13 protein-coding genes are annotated in these 18,836 nt (G+C 73.0%); 4 read left to right on the top strand and 9 right to left on the bottom strand.

All coding sequences use genetic code 11. From position 1 onward, the window contains the following. The first annotated feature begins 91 nt into the window (after window positions 1-91). Window positions 92-5,038 carry an NAD-glutamate dehydrogenase gene (locus ACFQ87_RS28265; RefSeq protein WP_380613661.1) on the top strand — a complete coding sequence of 1,649 codons (4,947 nt, stop codon included), beginning with the start codon at window positions 92-94 and terminating at the stop codon, window positions 5,036-5,038. 290 nt (window positions 5,039-5,328) lie between these two features. Here ACFQ87_RS28265 and ACFQ87_RS28260 read toward each other — a convergent pair whose 3' ends face one another. From ACFQ87_RS28260 to ACFQ87_RS28250, 3 genes are all read right to left on the bottom strand, one after another. Further along, window positions 5,329-7,485: an RICIN domain-containing protein gene (locus tag ACFQ87_RS28260; RefSeq protein ID WP_380613660.1), complete on the bottom strand. Its 2,157-nt coding sequence runs from the start codon at window positions 7,483-7,485 to the stop codon at window positions 5,329-5,331. A 507-nt stretch (window positions 7,486-7,992) separates the two neighbouring features. Continuing rightward, the gene (locus ACFQ87_RS28255) at window positions 7,993-8,430 is read right to left on the bottom strand and encodes a hypothetical protein (protein WP_380613659.1); all 438 of its coding nucleotides are present in this window, start codon (window positions 8,428-8,430) and stop codon (window positions 7,993-7,995) included. 64 nt (window positions 8,431-8,494) lie between these two features. Then, window positions 8,495-9,259, bottom strand: a complete 765-nt coding sequence (locus tag ACFQ87_RS28250) for a sigma 54 modulation/S30EA ribosomal C-terminal domain-containing protein (RefSeq protein ID WP_380613658.1) — start codon at window positions 9,257-9,259, stop codon at window positions 8,495-8,497. Between the two features lie 345 nt (window positions 9,260-9,604). On the opposite strand from ACFQ87_RS28250, the gene ACFQ87_RS28245 reads away from it, so the two are divergent. After that, window positions 9,605-12,124 carry a cytochrome P450 gene (locus ACFQ87_RS28245; protein ID WP_380613657.1) on the top strand — a complete coding sequence of 840 codons (2,520 nt, stop codon included), beginning with the start codon at window positions 9,605-9,607 and terminating at the stop codon, window positions 12,122-12,124. 43 nt (window positions 12,125-12,167) lie between these two features. On the opposite strand, the gene ACFQ87_RS28240 is transcribed toward ACFQ87_RS28245, so the two are convergent. Together ACFQ87_RS28240 and ACFQ87_RS28235 are read right to left on the bottom strand one after the other, a co-directional pair. After that, a complete protein-coding gene (locus ACFQ87_RS28240; protein WP_380613656.1) occupies window positions 12,168-12,311 on the bottom strand; it encodes a DUF6126 family protein in 144 nt (47 codons plus the stop codon). 73 nt (window positions 12,312-12,384) lie between these two features. Further along, window positions 12,385-12,729, bottom strand: a complete 345-nt coding sequence (locus ACFQ87_RS28235; protein WP_380613655.1) for an ArsR/SmtB family transcription factor — start codon at window positions 12,727-12,729, stop codon at window positions 12,385-12,387. 429 nt (window positions 12,730-13,158) lie between these two features. Between ACFQ87_RS28235 and ACFQ87_RS28230 the strand changes: the two genes are divergently transcribed. Next, window positions 13,159-13,875: a polysaccharide deacetylase family protein gene (locus ACFQ87_RS28230; RefSeq protein ID WP_380613654.1), complete on the top strand. Its 717-nt coding sequence runs from the start codon at window positions 13,159-13,161 to the stop codon at window positions 13,873-13,875. 137 nt (window positions 13,876-14,012) lie between these two features. Here ACFQ87_RS28230 and ACFQ87_RS28225 read toward each other — a convergent pair whose 3' ends face one another. Continuing rightward, window positions 14,013-15,032, bottom strand: coding sequence for a glycoside hydrolase family 3 N-terminal domain-containing protein (locus tag ACFQ87_RS28225; protein WP_380613653.1), 1,020 nt, complete (start codon window positions 15,030-15,032; stop codon window positions 14,013-14,015). 346 nt (window positions 15,033-15,378) lie between these two features. Further along, on the bottom strand, window positions 15,379-16,857 hold the full coding sequence (locus tag ACFQ87_RS28220) for a PLP-dependent aminotransferase family protein (RefSeq protein WP_380613652.1): 1,479 nt from the start codon (window positions 16,855-16,857) through the stop codon (window positions 15,379-15,381). A gap of 28 nt (window positions 16,858-16,885) precedes the next feature. Here ACFQ87_RS28220 and ACFQ87_RS28215 point away from each other — a divergent pair, with 28 nt between their 5' ends. Then, a complete protein-coding gene (locus tag ACFQ87_RS28215; protein WP_380613651.1) occupies window positions 16,886-17,716 on the top strand; it encodes a methyltransferase domain-containing protein in 831 nt (276 codons plus the stop codon). Here ACFQ87_RS28215 and ACFQ87_RS28210 read toward each other — a convergent pair. Both ACFQ87_RS28210 and ACFQ87_RS28205 read right to left on the bottom strand, forming a co-directional pair. After that, window positions 17,706-18,227, bottom strand: coding sequence for a hypothetical protein (locus ACFQ87_RS28210; protein WP_380613650.1), 522 nt, complete (start codon window positions 18,225-18,227; stop codon window positions 17,706-17,708). The two genes, ACFQ87_RS28215 and ACFQ87_RS28210, sit on opposite strands and share 11 nt — an antisense overlap. Window positions 18,228-18,279: 52 nt before the next feature. Next, window positions 18,280-18,777: a MarR family winged helix-turn-helix transcriptional regulator gene (locus ACFQ87_RS28205; RefSeq protein WP_380613649.1), complete on the bottom strand. Its 498-nt coding sequence runs from the start codon at window positions 18,775-18,777 to the stop codon at window positions 18,280-18,282. Window positions 18,778-18,836 lie beyond the last annotated feature (59 nt).

The following is an 18,836-nucleotide window of genomic DNA, read 5'->3' as shown; positions in this document are numbered from 1 at the left end:
TCGGATGGTGCGGCAGGATTGCGGTGACCCGTCGGTGTACATCCACACACCACCGAGTCACGCAACGGCGCGCGACAGGAGCCAAGAAGTCATGCAGACCAAGCTGGACGCAGCCAAGGCCGAACTGCTCAAGAAGGCAGCCGCAGCCGCTGAGAACAGCCAGGTGGGGGGAGCGGCGCCGGGGGAGGGTCTGAGCAACGGTGCTCTGACCGCGTACCTGCACCACTACTACCTGCACACCGCGCCCGAGGACCTGGTCGACCTCGACCCGGTCGACGTGTACGGCGCGGCCGCCTCCCACTACCGCCTGGGCCTCAAGCGCCCCCAGGGCACCGCCGAGGTGCGGGTCTACACCCCCTCGGTCGAGGAGAACGGCTGGTCCTGCGGCCACACCGTGGTCGAGGTCGTCACCGACGACATGCCCTTCCTGGTGGACTCGGTCACCAACGAGCTGTCCCGCCAGGACCGCGCGATCCACATCGTCATCCACCCCCAGCTGGTCGTCCGCCGTGACATCACCGGCAAGCTGCTGGAGATCCTGGACGTCGACGCCTGCTCCCGCAGCCAGGCCGCCGGCACCGAGTGGCCCGCCGACGCGACCGTCGAGTCGTGGATGCACATCGAGATCGACCGCGAGACCGACCGCGACGACCTGCGCTCCATCGAGACCAACCTGCGCCGCGTGCTCGGCGACGTCCGCGAGGTCGTCGAGGACTGGGGCAAGATGCGCGAGAGCGCGCTGCGCCTGGCCGACGAGCTGGCCGAGGAGCCCCCGGGCGGCCTGCCCGAGCAGGAGGTCGGCGAGGCCTGGGAGCTGATGCGCTGGCTCGCCGACGACCACTTCACCTTCCTCGGCTACCGCGAGTACGACCTGGTCGAGCACGAGGGCGAGGAGGTCCTCAAGGCCGTCGCCGGGACCGGCCTCGGCATCCTGCGCTCCGACCCGCACAGCCACGACGACCGCCACCACGCGGTCTCCGAGGCCTTCGGTCGCCTCTCCGCGCCGGTGCGCGCCAAGGCCCACGAGAAGAAGCTCCTCGTCCTGACCAAGGCCAACAGCCGCTCCACCGTGCACCGCCCGGCCTACCTGGACTACGTCGGCGTCAAGAAGTTCAACGCCGCCGGCGAGCCGATCGGCGAGCGCCGCTTCCTCGGCCTGTTCTCCTCCGCCGCCTACACCGAGTCGGTCACCCGCATCCCGGTCGTGCGCCGCAAGGTCCAGGAGGTGCTGGACGGCTCCGGCTTCTCCAGCGAGAGCCACGACGGCCGCGACCTGCTGCAGATCATGGAGACCTTCCCGCGCGACGAGATCTTCCAGACCTCGGCCGCCGAGCTGCTCTCCATCGCCACCAGCGTGCTCTACCTGCAGGAGCGCCGTAAGCTGCGCCTCTTCCTGCGCCAGGACGAGTACGGACGCTACTTCTCCGCGTTCATCTACCTGCCGCGCGACCGCTACACCACGCGCATCCGGCTGCTGCTCACCGACATCCTCAAGGAGGAGCTGAACGGCGCCACCATCGACTACACGGTGTACGCCACCGAGTCGGTGCTGACCCGCCTGCACTTCGTGGTCCGGGTCGCCCCGGGCACCGAACTGCCCCAGCTCACCGACACCGACATCGAGCGGATCGAGAACCGCCTGGCCGAGGCCGCCCGGTTCTGGATGGACGGTTTCCACGACCAGCTGCACCTGGAGCTGGGCGAGGAGAAGGCCGCCGAGCTCGGCCACAAGTACGCCAACGCCTTCCCCGACGGCTACCGCGCCGACTTCCCGCCGCGCACCGCCGTCTCCGACATCAAGCAGATCGAGTCGCTGCACGGCGAGGGCGACTTCCGCCTGAACCTGTACCAGCCGGTCGGCGCCGGCGACGACGAGCGCCGCTTCAAGATCTACCGGGTCGGCGGCCCGATCTCGCTCACCGAGGTCCTGCCGGTGCTCCAGCGCATGGGCGTCGAGGTGCTGGACGAGCACCCGTACGCGCTGCGCCGCTCCGACGGCACCACCGCGTGGGTGTACGACTTCGGCCTGAAGCTGCGCGAGGCCACCGGGCTCACCGACGAGGCCCGCGAGCGCTTCCAGGAGACCTTCGCGGCCACCTGGACCGGCAAGGCCGAGAACGACGGCTTCAACGAGCTGGTCCTGACCGCCGGGCTGAACTGGCGCCAGGCGGTGGTGCTGCGCGCGTACGCCAAGTACCTGCGCCAGGCGGGCTCGACGTTCTCCCAGGACTACATGGAGGACGCGCTCCGCAACAACACCCACACCACCCGCCTGCTGGTCAACCTGTTCGAGGCCCGGCTGAGCCCGAGCCACCGTTCGGGCGCCCTGGAGCTGACCGAGGCCGTCCTGGAGGAGCTGGCCGGCGCGCTCGACGAGGTCGTCTCGCTGGACGAGGACCGCATCCTGCGCTCCTTCCTGAACCTCATCAAGGCCACCCTGCGGACCAACTTCTTCCAGCACGACGGCTCCGGTGAGTGGCACTCCTACGTGTCGATGAAGTTCGACCCGAAGGCCATCCCGGACCTGCCGGCCCCGCGCCCGGCGTTCGAGATCTGGGTCTACTCGCCGCAGGTCGAGGGCGTGCACCTGCGCTTCGGCAAGGTCGCCCGCGGTGGTCTGCGCTGGTCCGACCGGCGCGAGGACTTCCGCACCGAGATCCTCGGCCTGGTCAAGGCCCAGATGGTCAAGAACACCGTCATCGTCCCGGTCGGCGCCAAGGGCGGCTTCGTCGCCAAGCAGCTGCCGGACCCGTCGGTGGACCGCGACGCCTGGCTGGCCGAAGGCATCTCGTCCTACAAGACCTTCATCTCGGCGCTGCTGGACATCACCGACAACCTGGTGGCCGGCGAGGTCGTCCACCCGGCCGACGTGGTCCGCCACGACGAGGACGACACCTACCTGGTCGTCGCCGCCGACAAGGGCACCGCGACCTTCTCCGACATCGCCAACGGCGTCGCGGAGTCGTACGGCTTCTGGCTCGGCGACGCCTTCGCCTCCGGCGGCTCGGCCGGCTACGACCACAAGGGCATGGGCATCACCGCCCGCGGCGCCTGGGAGTCGGTCAAGCGCAACTTCCGCGAGCTCGGCGTCGACACCCAGACCGAGGACTTCACCGTCATCGGCATCGGCGACATGTCCGGCGACGTCTTCGGCAACGGCATGCTGCTCAGCGAGCACATCCGGCTGGTCGCCGCCTTCGACCACCGCCACATCTTCCTCGACCCGAACCCGGACGCGGCCGCCTCGTACGCCGAGCGCCGCCGACTGTTCGACCTGCCCCGCAGCTCCTGGGACGACTACGACAAGTCGCTGATCTCGGCCGGCGGCGGGGTCTTCCCCCGCAGCGCCAAGTCGATCCAGGTCAGCGCGCACGTCCGGGCCGCCCTGGGCATCAAGGAGAGCCGCCTGACCCCGGCCGACCTGATGAAGGCGATCCTGCAGGCGCCGGTCGACCTGTTCTGGAACGGCGGCATCGGCACCTACGTCAAGGCCTCCACCGAGACCAACGCCGAGGTCGGCGACAAGGCCAACGACGCCATCCGCGTCAACGGCGAGCAGGTCCGGGCCCGGGTCATCGGCGAGGGCGGCAACCTCGGCTGCACCCAGCTCGGCCGCATCGAGTACGCGGCCTCCGGCGGCCCCGAGGGCACCGGCGGCTGGATCAACACCGACGCCATCGACAACTCGGCCGGTGTGGACACCTCGGACCACGAGGTCAACATCAAGATCCTGCTCAACCAGGTCGTCACCGAGGGCGACATGACGGTCAAGCAGCGCAACGTCCTGCTCGCCGAGATGACCGACGAGGTCGGCCACCTGGTGCTGCGCAACAACTACGCGCAGAACGTGGTGCTGGCCAACGCCGTCGCCCAGGCGCACAGCATGGTCAACGTCCACGCGCGGATGATCAACCGCTTCGAGGCGGCCGGCCAGCTCGACCGGGCCCTGGAGTTCCTGCCCGGCGAGCGCCAAATCCGCGAGCGCCAGCAGAACGGCCGCGGGCTCTCCCAGCCCGAGATGTCCGTGCTGCTCGCCTACACCAAGATCATCCTGGCCGACGAGCTGCTGGCCACCGACCTGCCCGACGACCCGTACTTCCGCACCGCGCTGCACGAGTACTTCCCGAGCGCGCTGCGGGCGAAGTTCGCCGACGCGATCGACAACCACGCGCTGCGCCGCGAGATCATCACCACGCTGATCGTCAACGACACGATCAACCGCGGTGGCTGCACCTTCGCCTTCCGCCTGAAGGAGGAGACCGGCGCGACCTACGAGGAGATCGCCCGGACGCACACCGCCGCGCGGGCCGTCTTCGGCCTGGAGGAGATCTGGGCCGAGATCGAGGGCCTGGACAACAAGGTCCAGGCCCGGATCCAGACCAAGATGCGGCTGCACTCGCGCCGCCTGGTCGAGCGCGCCACCCGGTGGATGCTCAACAACCGCCGCCAGCCGCTCGACATCGCCGGCACCATCGAGTTCTTCCACGACCGGGTCAACCAGGTCTGGGGCTCGCTGCCCAAGCCGCTGCGCGGCGAGGACCTGACCTGGTTCGAGTCGATCTACAACGAGCTCGCCTCGGCCGGGGTCCCGGAGGAGCTGGCCACCCGGATCGCCGGCCTGTCCTCGGTCTTCCCGACCCTGGACATCACCGAGGTCGCCGACCGCTCCGGCAAGGACGTCGCCGACGTCGCCGAGCTGTACTACGACCTGGGCGACCGCCTGCAGATCTCGCACCTGCTCGACCGCATCATCGACCTGCCCCGCACCGACCGCTGGTCGTCGATGGCCCGGGCCGCGATCCGCGAGGACCTCTTCGCGGCCCACGCGGCGCTGACCGCCGACATCCTGGTCTGCGGCCCCGAGGGCGCCACCCCCGAGGAGCGCTACAACGCCTGGGCGGACCTCAACTCCACCCTGCTGAACCGCGCCAAGAGCACCCTCGACGACATAAGGGGTTCGGACAACTACGAGCTGTCCAGCCTCTCGGTCGCGATGCGCGTCATCCGCACCCTGCTGCGCACCGGTTCGATGCGCTGAGGCTGACGGCTCCTCGACGGTGGGCCCGCGTCCTTCCCGGACGCGGGCCCGCCGCTTTTCCACGGGGGCGTCAAGGGCGATGGGCGGGAGCGCTGCGAGGCGATGGTTTCGGCGGCCCCGGCCGTCCTCGGCCGGGGCCGCCAGCGCACTCCCGGTTTCGGGAGGGGTGGGGGGCGCCCCCCGTCCGGGGGGGGGGTGGGGGTGGGGGTTTTTGGACACGGTGCTTCTGTGTTCTCCCCTTTTTGGGTTCCCCCCCCCCCCGCACCCGTGTTGTGCGGGTTCGAGCGTGCTTACGTGGTCTTCAGCAGCGACCAGTTCTGGTACGGCCGGCCGTTCGGCTGCTGCAGTTCCAACAGCCAACCACCGTAGTACCAACGGTCACTGAGCCCGAGCACCAGGGTGGAGCCGTCCGCCGTGACGGTGAACCCGCCCTCGGTGGCGTTGAGTTGCCACTTCTGCGCGGCGGCGTCGCCGCACGGCTGCTGCGCGACGTACTGTCCGGCGACGGGCGTACCGCCGAGCTGCAGGCACTTGCCGGAGCGCACGGACTTGATCCGCACCGCGCCGTTGCCGGCATCATCGAAGACCCACTTCTGGTTGGCGTAGCCGGTGCGCTGGTAGGCGATGGCGACGGTGCCGTCGTTCATCGAGCTGCCCCACAGGTCGGCGGCCTGGCCGGTGAGGCCGTTGACCATGGTGTAGTGGGTGCTGGGCTGCGGGCGGCCCGCGTCCGCGAGGGTCTTGAAGGTGGTCGCGCGGCCGGGCTTGCCGACCGTTCCGGCGGCGTCGTGGACGGCGACGGCCACGGTGTAGGAGGTTCCGGGGGCCAGTCGGACCACGCCGACCACGGTCGAGCGGACGGTGCCGATGGTCTGGCCGTTCAGCTGGACGTCGTAGCCGGTCGCGGCCGGGACGGCCGTCCAGCTCAGCATCACCGAGTTCTGGGTGACCTGACTCGTCGTGACGTCAGGGGCGTTGCCTCCCGTGGTCGGGGTCGCGGTCGGCGACGGGGAGCCGGTCGGCGTGGCGGTGGGGCTGCCGGTGGGCGTCGGGGACGGCGAGGGCGTGCGGGTGGGCGATCCCGTAGCCGTCGGGGTGGACGTGGGCGTGGACGTGGCCGTGGGCGTGGGCGTGGGGTTCGGGCCGGTGCCGCTGCCCGCGATGAGGAAGCGGTTGTTGGCGACGTTCCAGTGGGTGGCCAGGTAACTGCCGGGCGCGGGGTTGGTGTTGTAGTAGTCGTCGTGGCCGCAGTCCAGCCGGTCGTCATGGGCGCGGTCCGGGCAGACGATCTGCATCTTCGGGTAGTAGGGGGCGTCCGAGTAGCACATGAGGTCCCACTCGTCCGTACAGTGGCCGGCCTTGCTGGAGTGGGGTGCGCTGTTGTTCACCGCGCCCAGGTTGTGGCCTAGTTCGTGCGCGGCGGTGGAGCCGCTCCAGCAGCCGGAGTCGGTCCGCCCGTACGAGGGGCCGAAGTTGCTGATGTTGTCCTGGCCGGGGCGCTCGTCGCCGGCGAAGGTGCCGATGCCGCAGTACACCTTGGCGTCGGTGAACATCATGTACTTGCGGTCCTTGCGGTTGAACCCCTGTGCGGCGAGGGCCCGGTTGCTCGCGTTGAAGTCCTGGATCTCGGAGTCGGAGATCTGCACGTTCAACACCGAGGCGGTGCAGTCGGATTCGGTGACGAAGCGGACGTGCCGGACGCCTCCGGTCTCCTGGGCGCTGGCGTTGTAGATGACGTCGACGTCCGCGGCCCACTTCTTGAACGAGGACAGGTACTGGGCGAAGCGGTCGTTGCCCGGGGTGTGCACGTACACCACCTGGACGCGGTTGCCGCTGCTGCCGTCACCCTCGCAGACCAGGCCCGAGCCCCCTGCCGGGGCCTGGGACGGGGCGCCCTGCGGGGCACCGGCGGTGCCGGAGTCGCTCAGCAGCGCCTTCTGCGTCGCGTCGAGGACCGGCGCGCCGCCCTTCAGCAGGTCGGCGGCGGCGGGCGGTTGGGCGTTCGCCGCCGGGGTGAGCGCGGGCGCCTGGGCGGCCGGGGCGGCCACCGGCTGGACGTCCTTGTGGATGTCCACGTCCTTGGGCGGCACGTCCGGGCCGTGGCTGCACTGGGTGCTGCCGGTGACCTCCAGCATGTTGCCGCAGCGGTCGCTGCTCGGCAGGTTCAAACCCGTGTAGACCAACCCTCGTTCCGGCTCGTCCTTGGGTATCGCCTTGGGCGGGGCGGCCTTCTCGTCCCGCTTCGGGGCGGCGGGCGCCTTGGTACCGCCCTCGGCCGTGCCGGTCTCGCCGGGACCGCCGTCGTCGCCGCCGTCGGCGACCGCGGCGACCCGGTCGGCCGGAGCGTCCGCCACCGCCACGGCGCTGTGCGCGGCCGGCTCCAGCGCGGTGCGCAGGCCCAACGTTCCCGCAACAAGTGCGGCTGCCACCGCCGCGGCGACAACCACGCTCCTACGGGTAAGCCTGCGGCGCCTGCGCCGACGCAGCTCGCTGCTCCGGTGTCCCATCGCGTTCCTTTCCTCGTGCGACGGCCCGGGCGCCCTGTGGTGAGGGACGCTCAGGCCTTCCGACACTCCGGAGAGCGGCTGGGACGGGTGGGAATAACAGAAACCTCTTGCGAAATTCTTCGACGCGTTCGAGATGTCGGGTGGCGGGCGTGCGGGGGCGCGACGGTGCGGGCACGAAGGCAACGGCACAAAGATGCGGGCGCAGCGGATGCGGGCCCAGAGGTGCGCACATGAGGGTGCCGGGGAGCGCACTCGGGGGGTGCGTGCTCCCCGGCAGGGGGTGTCGGCGGCCACCCGGCCGGAGTCCCGGGGCCGGTGACTCCGACAGCCGTGACGGAGCGCTAGACCTGTCGGCGGGCCGTGCCCAGAGCTCTGACCGGGCAGGCTTGCGCCCCGAACATGCCGGCGCCGCCCGTCACACGACGGCCGGTCACCCCTGTTCGCCGCTCACGCGGCGGCCCCGATCCGGGCCGGTTCGACAGCCGGCGCCCCGGCGGCGGCGCAGCCGCCGTGCAGCCGGGCCAGTCCGGCGGCGAGCACGGCGCGGTCCCCGGCGAGCCAGAGCCGCAGGGCGGCGGAGAGCGCGGCGCTGGCCGGTCCGGCCGCCGGCCCGCCGGTGCGTGCCAACCGCTCGCCCAGCAGCGGCAGCAGGTCCGCCACCGGGGCGGGCAGCCAGAGGGTCAGCGCGCAGGGCGCCGGCCGGGCGAGGACCCGCAGCAGCGGCAGGACGGAGGCGTCGTCGTGCAGCGCCGGGACGACCTCCAGCAGGCCGTCGACCGCCACTTCGGAGACGTCGCCGCCGTGGCCGCGCGCGAGGTCCCGCAGCAGCGCCCGCTCGGCGGCGGTGATCCGGACGGTCAGCATGACCTCGTCGTCGCAGTCCATGGTCCCGGTCCCCTGTCGTGGCGTCGGTGGAGTCTTGGGTCTTGAGTCGGTGGAATCTCTCTGATCAGTCCTGCGCCGAGGGGATTCCTGCCCCGCTGCGGCGCTCCGACACCGGCGTTATCAGGCCGTAGTGGCCGTCATAGCGCCGGTAGAGCACCCGGGCACGGCCGTCACCGGGGTCGGTGTGGCAGACGAAGGGGCGGCCGGTGAGCCAGAGCCGGCGGGCAGCCTCGGCGAGGCCGAGCGGGGGCGTCGGGTCGGTGTCCACGGTCCACCGCTCCACCGCACCGCTCAGCGGGCAGCGGTGCACCAGGCTGTCCCGTCCGGTCGCGGCGTCCGCGAACAGGTGGAACCGCCGGTCCAGCGCCAGGAGGTCGCACGCGGCCTGTTCGGGCGTCCGGCGGGCGAGCACGACCGTCTTGCGCCGGGCGATCCGCCGCTCGGCCAGCGGACGGTCGGCGTACTGCGGGCGGTAGGCGCTCTCGTACACGGCGGCGAGGCCGATGTCGCCCTGCTCGCGCAGCCGGACGGCTCGACCGGCGAGTGTGCCGAGCACCAGGTCGACGGCCTCCCGGGCGGTGCCGGTGGCCAGCTGCACCCGGACCGGGCCCGCGTCGGCCAGCTGCACGCCCGCCTGGGCGAGCGCGGGCCGGGTGACCGAGCGGTCGCGGGTGCGGGTGAGCCGCAGGCGCAGCGCGTGGGCGTCGGGGCCGAGGACGGCGGCGGTGTCGTGCGCCCGGGCCCGGGCGTACTCGGCGTCCTCGCGCGGCAACTGACCGCGGATCTCCACCCTGACGTCGAGGGCTGGCCGGCGGCGCAGACGGGTCATCAGGTTCCTCCTTCTCCGCGTACCATGTTGGCCGTCGCCCGACCGGGCGGCGAGGGTCCAAAGACCCTGCCTCCAGGGCCCGCTACAGGCCTCGGGGACGGTGAAGTCCGCGCAGGTCAGACGCGTCCTTCGGAGCGATCGACGGGACCTCGGCCCGATCGACCGTTGGAGTGATCCACCCGCGCTCGGCGCAACGCCTATGGAACCGGCGCGTTTCCTATGACGTGCGCCCTCCCACAGTGGCTCACGCGGGCTCCGCGCTCACCGGTCCCCCGGTTCCCAGCCGGCCCGCCGGTACCCTCCCCCGGTACCGCCGCACCGTCCCGTCCGATGAGAGGTAGTGTCATGACCCTGCTGACAGACGCCCTGCTGACAGAGACCCGGAAACGAACCGTCCGGCCGAGAACCGCGCCACCACCCACCCCCACGACCCGCTCGGCCGTCCCCCCGCTCGCGCCCGGCGCGCTCCCCGGCCTCGGGCACGCCGCAGCCCTGCTGCGCGACCCGCTCGGCTTCCTCGGCTCCCTGTCCCGCTACGGCGGCGTGGTCCGCATCCGGCTCGGGCCGCGCACCGTCTGCGTGGTCACCGACGCCCGGCTGGTCCACACCCTGCTGGTCGCGCTCGCCTACGACTGTCCGCGCGGCGCCGTCCAGGACACCCTGAAGACGGCCTTCGGCGACGGCCTGCTGATGTCCGAGGGCCAAGCCCACCGCGACCGCCGCCGGATCATCCAGCCCGCCTTCAACCCGGACCGGATGGCCGAGTACCTGACCGTCATGCACCAGGTCACCGAGGAACGCGCCGGACGCTGGCGGCCCGGCCAAGTCCTGGACGTGGCCAAGGAGATGAACCACCTGGCGCTGGAGATCGTCACCCGCTCGCTGTTCGACGCCCGGCTCAGCGAGGACGCCACCCTCGCCTTCCACCGGGCGCTGCCGGACCTGGTGAAGGGCCAGATCGTCCAGTCCCTGTACCCGCACCCGGCGCTCGCCCGGGTGCCGCTGCCCGTCAACCGGCGCTTCGACGCCGCCGTCCGGGTGCTCAACCGGGTCGTCGACCAGGCCGTCAACGGCCGCTCGGGCCCTGCCGGTTCGCAGGCCCGGCCGGAGCGCCGGGGCACCCTGCCCGCCCTGCTGAGGGCCGCCACCGACCCGGCCACCGGCCGTCCGCTCACCGAGGCCGACGTCCGCTCCGAGGCGATCACCATGTTCGGCGCCGGGACGGAGACCGTCTCCACCACCCTGACCTGGCTACTGGACGAACTCCTGCGCCACCCCGAGGTCGAGGCCCGCCTCCTCGCCGAACTCGACGAGCACCTGCCCGTCGGCGCCGCCCCCACCCCGGAGGCGCTCGCCCGGCTCAGCTACACCCGCAGCGTCACCCAGGAGGTGGTACGGCTGCACGCGCCCAACGCCTTCCTGATGCGCACCGCCCAGGTACCGGTCGAGCTCGGCCCGTACCGCGTCCCCGCGGGCACCGAACTGCTCTACAGCCTCACGGCCCTGCACCGCGACCCGGTCCGCCACCCCGAGCCGCTCGCCTTCCGACCCGAGCGCTGGCAGGACGGCGGCGGGGCCGGGCGGCCGTCCTTCCTGCCGTTCGGGGCGGGCAAGCACAAGTGCATCGGGGAGGCCTTCGCCTGGGCCGAGCTGACCGTCGCGGCGGCGGCGATCCTGCGCCGCTGGCGGCCGGTCGCGGTGCCGGGGGCGCGGGCCCGGGAGGTGGTGTGGACGACGGTCCAGGCACAGGGGCTGCGGGTGCGGCTGGCGCCGCGCTCGGCGGCCGTGGCGGGCGCTACAGCGGCCTCGGCGGGTGCTCCGGCAGGTGCTCCGGCGACCTCGACGGCCTCGGTGGCCTCGCCGGGCGACGCGGCGGGTGCCGAGCGGACGGCGGCCGGCGGCTGCCCCTTCACGGGCGCCACAGCCGCGCCGGCCGCTCCGTCCCGGCACCGCCCGCCCGCCGAGCTGCGCGCCTCCGCCGACCGGCACGCCGACTGGGCGGTCCGCCACGGCCTGCTCACCCCGGCCGAACTGCCCCGATATCGGACCTACGCGCTGCACGAGCTGATCGGCCTCGCGTTCCCGACCACCCGGGGCGGCGAGCTGGACCTGCTGGTCGACATGCTCGGCTGGTTCACCATCCTGGACGACCGGTTCGACGGCCCGCCGGGACGCCGCCCCGTCGAGGCCCGTGCCCTGGTCGACCCGCTGGTCTCCGCCCTCGACAGCGGCGCCCCCGCCGGCACCGCCGACGACCGGCTCCTCACCGCCTGGCGGGAACTCTGGGACCGCCAGACCGAGACGATGTCCCCCGCCTGGCGCGCCCGGGCCGCCCGCGAGTGGCGGGCCTGCCTGGCCACCTTCCCCGCCGAGGCCGAACACCGCTCCCGCGGCACCGTGCCCGCGCTCGGCCTGAGCCTCACGGAGACCATGCGGCTGCGCCGCCACGGCAGCTGCGCCTACCCGTTCATGAACATACTGGAACGGGTCCACGGCGCCGACGCCCCCGCCGCCCTGCACGCGGAGCCCGCACTGCACCGCCTGCGCGCCAACACCGCCGACGCGGCCACGCTGATCAACGACCTCTACTCGCTGGAGCGGGAGGAACGCCAGAGCGCCGCCGCCTTCAACACCGTCCTCACCCTGCAACGGGTCCGCGGCTGCACCCGCAGCCGCGCCGTCCGCGCGGTGCGCACCCGGGTCTCCCGACTGCGGCAGGAGAACGAGGAACTGCGCCGCGAGCTGGGCCGCCGCCACCCGGCCGGGCGCTGGTACCTGGACGGAACCCGGGAGCTGGTCTCCGCCGTGCACGCCTGGACCAGCACCAGCGACCGCTACCTGGTGCCGGACGCACAGCCGCGCTGAGCCCTGCTGCGGTCCTCGTGACGGCCGCTACTCGCGACCGCCCCTACTTGCGGTTGCCGAGCGCGAACAGCAGCAGGACGAAGCCCGCGAACAGGTGGGTGGCGAAGACGTAGATGCCCGCGCGGATCAGCATCGCCTTGCGGCGGCGCTTCTCCTCACTCGTGCTGTCACTGGCACTGTCGCTCATGGTGCGGGTCTCCTCGGGTCGGCCGGTCGGGGCGGGTCGGGCGCGCGCGCAGGTGCGGGTAAGGGCTGCGGACTCAGCGGGGCGACCGGCCGCCGCTCGCACGCAGCTCGGTGAGCAGCGCGCCCTGGTCGGTGATCAGCTCGGTCAGGATCCGACGTGCCGCGCGCAGCAGCTCGGCGACGTCCGGGGTGCTGAGCGCGTACACCACCGTGTTGCCCTCGCGGGTGGCCGTGACCAGCTGGGTGCGGCGCAGCACCGCGAGCTGCTGGGAGAGGTTGGACGGCTCGACCTCGATCTCCGCCAACAGCTCGCGCACCGGCCGGGGGCCGTCCTGGAGCAGCTCCAGCACCCGGATCCGGACCGGGTGGCCGAGGGTGCGGAAGAACTCCGCCTTGGCCTGGTACAGCGGGACCGGCATCGTCCGCTCCCTCTCTCGGATCCGGCTCGGTTGTCGTCCGACCGGGCGGGGTCCGTGCCGCGGCCGGTAGGCATCATCGCGACAGATGAAGATTTCTTCAAGTCGTCACAGCAGGAGGTGACCTCCCCCACACCGCGACCGGATTCCCGGCAAGCCGGGGCCGAGCCCGGGACGCTGCCAACTCCCGGGCTCGGCAGTCAGGATGACGAGAAGTCAGCCACCTACAGGCAGACTCGGGGCGTCCAGGGCCGGACCTCTGAAGCTCCCCGCCACGGCGAAGGAGCCGTGCACGTCCGACCCGCACGGCACGGCGGCGCCGACGCGGCACGGGCGACGTCTCGCCTTCCCGGACGTCCCGGCCCCCCAGGCCGTCCCGCCCGGACGGACGAACCTTCGCACCGCCCCGGGCGTCGCCGCGTTGAACCCGGGGTGAACCGCCTCCGCACCGCCGTCGCGGCCCTGGCCGCCCTCGCCTCGCTCCTCGGCTTCGCCCCGGCCCCCGCGCCGCTGCTCGGCGCCGAGATCCGCCGGATCCCGACCGAGGAGCGCGTCCTCGCCCTCACTTTCAACGCCGCCTGGAACGAAACCGGGCTGAACACCGTCCTCGCCGTCCTGCGCGACCGCGCCGCCCCGGCCGTCTTCTTCCCCACCGGCGACTTCGCCGACCGACACCCCGGCGCCGTCCGCGCCATCGCCGACGCAGGACACGGCCTCGGCAACCACTCCTACAGCCACCCCGACTTCACCACGCTCACCCCCGACGAGGCCCGTGCCGAGGTGCGCCGCGCCGACACCGCCATCCGCCGCGCCGCCGACGCCGACCCGCTGCCGTTCTTCCGCTTCCCGTACAGCGCGACCACCCCACAGGCCGTCGCGACCGTCAACGGGCTCGGCTACGCGGACCTGGAGTACACCGCCGACACCAACGGCTACCTCGGCCCCGGACACGGCATGACCACCGACCGCGCCGTCGACCGAGCCCTCGCCGCCCTGACCCCGGGCGCCGTCCTCCAGCTCCACGTCGGCGCCAGCGACGAGGGCGGCCCCGACACCTGCCTCGACGCCGAGGCCCTCCCCCGGATCATCGACGCCGCCCGCGCCCGCGGCTACCGCCTCATCGACCTGCGCACCCTGCTCAACCGGTAGCCGGCCGCGTCATCCCCGGCTGTCGGCGGCGAGGACCCCTCGCGCAGGGGTCCTCGCCGTCGCTTCCCCTTCGTGCTCCCCCAGCTGATCCGGCGGCTTGTGTGGAGGGCGATGTAGTGGGGAGAAGGCCGACTGAATCAGCGCAGCGCGTCCCTCAGGGCGTCCACGCGGGTGACGGCCTCCGCGAACGCCGCGCGGTCGAGGCGGCCGGAATCGAGGGCGGCGGCGAGGGCGGCGGTAGCGTCCTCGGCCTGTTGCGGGTCGCGGGCGGAGCAGAGCAGCAGGTCCATGCCGGCCGAGGCGGCGGTGACGGCACGGGTGCCGGTGTCGCCGTAGGGGGTGAGGGCTCCGGCTTCGAGGGCGTCCGTGATGGTGACGCCGTCGAAGCCGAGGCGGCCACGGAGTTCGCCCTGGATGACGGTGGGTGAGAAGCCGGCCGGGCGGTCGGGGTCGAGGGCCGGGTAGATGGCCCAGGAGGCCATCACCAGACGCACGCCCGCCGCGATGGCGGCTCGGTACGGGGCTTCGCCGCGGGTGCGGAGCTGGGCCAGCGGGACGGGAAGGGTGACCGGGCGGAGGTCGGTGTTCTCGTCGCGGGCGGCGGAACCGAGACCGGGGAAGTGCTTGGCGGTCGCGGCGACCCCGAGGCCCTGTTGGGCGGCGAGGAAGGCGCTGCCCAACTCTCCCACCCGGGACGGGTCCTGGCCGTAGGAGCGCTCGGAGTGGTCGATGAAGTTGTCCGGGGTGTCGTAGACGTCGAGCACCGGCGCGAGGTTGACGTTCAGCCCGGCGCCGGTGAGCGTCGCGGCGGCGCCGGTGCCGGAGTCCACGGCGGCGGCGAGCGGGTCGGGGGCCGATCCGGTGCCGCGGGCGGAGAGTTCGGGCGCGCCGGGCAGGCGGCGAACCTTACCGCCCTCCTGGTCGGTCATCAGCAGCAGCGGGCGCGCATGCGGCGCCTCGGCCGCTGCCTGCTTCAACTGGGTTACTACCTCAGCGAGTTGCGACGGTTTGGTGATGTTCTCGCCGAACAGGATCACCCCGGCGGCCCGGCCCTCCCGGATGGCCTGGAGCACTCCGGGCGGCGGCGTCGGGCCCGGGTAGGAGAGCACGATCCGGCGCCCGGCGAGCTGACGGGAGTCCTGGTCCTGGCCGATCACTGTTGCGGTCCTCTCTGCGGGAGGCCCGCCGCTACGCGTCGTCGACCCGGCCGGGACCGGCCCGAGCACGGCCCCCAGCACCAGCAGCACCGATCCGAGCTGGGCAACACGCCGGAACGGGGCCATCACGCCTCCAGGGTGAGCAGCGGCCTACGGTTCGCCAGCGTACCCAGGGATGGGCGGTCCGGCAGCCCAAAGAGCGCCGCGACCGCCCGCGCCGGCAGCACCCAGGGTGATCGAACGGTCGATCGGCTGGACATCCAGGTACCGACGCCGGGCCGCCCCTGGCCCCGGGTACGGCTTCGGGTCAACGGCGAGGAACCCTCGCTCCCCCGAGGAAGCCCGGCTACCCCGCGCGCCGGACCAGCTGCCCCAGCACCGCCACTCCTTCCTCGATCTCACCCGGCGAACCTGCCGCGTAGCCGAGGACCAGGCCCGGTGGACAGGGGAGCCGGGCATGCCAGGACAGCGGCTGCACCTTCACGCCCGCCGCCAACGCCGCCTCAGCCAACTCGGTGTCGTTGCAGCTAAGTTCCTCCGGCAGGGTCAACATCAGGTGCAGGCCCGCGGCGGCGCCGTGCACCGTGGCGCCGGGCAGGTGGGTGCGGACGGCGGCGATCACGGCGTCCCGGCGGCGACGGTGGCGGCGGCGCAGCAGCCGGAGGTGGCGGTCGAGTTCACCGGATTCCATCAGCCGCGCCAGCACCAGCTGGGGCAGCACCGGGTTTCCGAGGTCGGCGAAGCGTTTGGCGTCCAGGACGGCGTCGCGCAGGCGCGGGGGCACCAGCAGCCAGCCGGTACGCAGGGCGGGGGCGAGCAGTTTGGAGATGCTGCCCGCGTAGCAGACCTGGTCCGGCAGGGCGGCCCGGAGGGCGGGGACGGGCGGGCGGTCGTAGCGGTGTTCGGCGTCGTAGTCGTCCTCGATGACGAGCCCGCCTTCGCTCGCCCAGCCGAGGAGTTCGCGGCGCCGGTCGCCGCCGAGGACGACGCCGGTCGGGTACTGGTGGGCGGGGGTGAGCAGGACGGCCGGGGCGCCCGTGGCACGCAGGGCGTCGACCCGGATGCCGTGCGCGTCGACGGGCACGGGCGGGGTGGCGGCGAGCCAGTGGGCGAGGTGTTGGCGGGCGCCGAGCGAGCCCGGGTCCTCGACCGCGACCTCGGTGATGCCCAGTTGCCCGAGGGCGCGGCCGAGCAGGGCCAGGGCCTGGGCCGTCCCGGCGACGACGAGCACCTCCTCGGGGTCGGCCCGGATGCCCCGGTTGCGGGCGAGCCAGTGGGCGACGGCCTCGCGCAGGGCGGGCGCGCCCCGGACGTCGCCGTAGCCGAGGTGGTGGGCGGCGAGGCCGTCGAGGACGGCCCGCTCGGAGCGCAGCCAGGCGGCGCGCGGGAAGGCGGCCAGGTCCGGGACTCCGGGGGTGAGGTCGATCCGGGCGGGGGCGCCGCGCAGGTGGTCGAAGACCTCGGGGCCGGGGTCCGCCCGGAAGATGACGGGCTCGGGGCGGGGTCCGGGCGGTGCGGAGGCCGGGGCCGGGGTCGCGACCACCACCGTGCCACCCCTCCCCCGCCCCACGACCTGCCCGGCCTCGGCGAGCCGACGGTAGGCGTCGGTCACCACCCCTCGGGAGACGCCGAGTTCGGCCGCGAGCACCCGGCTGGCGGGGAGCCGGGCGCCCGCCGGGAGGCGCCCGTCGGCGACGGCCTCGCACAGTCGGCGGGCGAGCCACTGGGTGAGACCGCCGGGCGGGGCGTCGGCGGCGTCGAGCTGGAGGAAGTCCGCGCCGAGCTCTTTGGACCTGTCGACCGCCTCACCTTTGGACCTGTTCACCGGTCCATGGTGGCGTGAGGGTGGAGCCGTGACCAGCCGAACGAGCACACACCACAACCACTACGTCCACGGCTACTCCGACACCGAGGCGCAGCGCCTCGGCAACCAGGCCGACACCCTCGCCGAGCTGCTCCACGCGGGCACGGCCTACCCGGCGGGCAGCCGGGTGCTGGAGGCGGGCTGCGGGGTGGGGGCGCAGACGGTGCACCTGCTGGCCGGGAGTCCTGGGGTACTGCTGACGGCGGCGGACCTCTCGGCGGACTCGCTGTCCCAGGCCCGGGCCCGGGTGGCGGCCGAGGCGCCCGCCGCCCAGGTCGCCTGGCACCACGGCGACCTGTACCGACTGCCCTTCGCCGACGGCGCGTTCGACCACGTCTTCCTGTGCTTCGTACTGGAGCACCTGCCGGACCCGGCCGCCGGTCTGGCGGCGCTGCGCCGGGTGCTGCGGCCGGGCGGGACGATCACCGTGATCGAGGGCGACCACGGCTCGGCCTTCTTCCACCCGGAGAGCGCGCCGGCCCGCCACACCGTCGACCACCTGGTCCGGCTCCAGGCCGAGGCGGGCGGCGACGCGCTGATCGGGCGACGGCTGTACCCGCTGCTCACCGCCGCCGGCTTCGCGGACGTCACGGTCCGCCCCCGTACGGTCTACGCGGACGGCGGCCGCCCGGCGCTGGTGGAGGGCTTCACCAGGCGGACCTTCGTCGCGATGGTCGAGGCCGTGCGGGCGGAGGCGCTGGCCTCCGGGCTGACCACTCCGGAGGCCTTCGACCACGGCATAGCGGACCTGCGCCGCGCGGCCGAGCCGGGCGGGACGTTCCACTACACCTTCTTCAAGGCGGTGGCGGTCAACCCGTAGCCGGAACCCCGGGCCCGCCCTCCCGGGCGAAGTGGAACGGCACGCCCAGCCGGGCGGCCACCTCGCGGCCGACGGACTCCGCCTCCGCTTCCTCGGGCCAGGGCGGGACCTCGCCGTTGAAGATCCGGATGTCGCCGCCGTGACGGATCGTCGCGAGCACGTGTCCGCCGGGGTGCCCGGCGGTCACCGCCCGCAGGTCCACGCACCAGCCGAAGGTGTCGCCGTCCCACTCGGCGCGGATCGACTCGACGTGCTCCCGCAGCGCCTCGGCCTTGGCGACCAGGTCGGTCGGGTCCGCCGGGCCCACCGGCGGGGTCGGTCCGCGACCGTCCAGGCCGAGCTCCACCCGCCGGACCGTGATCACGTCCATACAGGCGGGCAGGCCGGGCACCGGATCCGGCGACGCGTCGCGGATCGCCTTGATCGCGTACACATTGCGCGAGGCGGCGAGGTGCTCGTCCACCGTGCGCCGGGCACCGGTGGACAGGGCCTGCCAGATCGGGTCGTCCATGGCCGCCATCCAAGGGGCGGGCGGCCGGGCCGGCAAACGGTTAATCAGGTGGTCAGTCGGAGCTGTCGCCGAGGTCCGCGAGCAGGGCGCGCATCGCGTCGATGAGCGCGGCCTTCTGCGCCTCGTCGAGGCCGGCCAGCATGCGGTGCTCGTTGGCGACGTGGTCGGGCAGGGCGCGGTCGATCAGGGCGTGACCCTCGGGGGTCAGTTCGACGTCGCGGCTGCGGCCGTCCTGGTCGCTGCGCGTGCGGGTGACCAGTCCTCGGGCCTCCAGGCGGTCCAGGCGCTGGGTGATGGCGCCGGAGGTGACCATGGCGGACTGCATCAGGCCGGTGGGGGTGAGGCGGTAGGGCGGGCCGCTGCGCTTGAGGGTGGCGAGGACGTCGAAGGAGGCCGCGTCCAGGCCGTGTTCGGCGAAGGTGCGGTTGAGCCCCGCGTCCACCAGACGGTAGACGCGCTTGAGCCGGCCGAACACCTCCATCGGGGAGGTGTCCAGCTCAGGCCGCTCGGCGGCCCATTGCGCTACTACGCGGTCCACATGATCTGCCACAGGTCCAGGGTAGGGGACGCCCAGGAAATCCCTTAGCGGTGAGGTGACTGTGAGCCACG

Source organism: Kitasatospora sp. NPDC056531 (assembly GCF_042794375.1).
GTDB lineage: Bacteria > Actinomycetota > Actinomycetes > Streptomycetales > Streptomycetaceae > Kitasatospora.
This window is presented reverse-complemented; position numbering and strand designations above follow the sequence as displayed.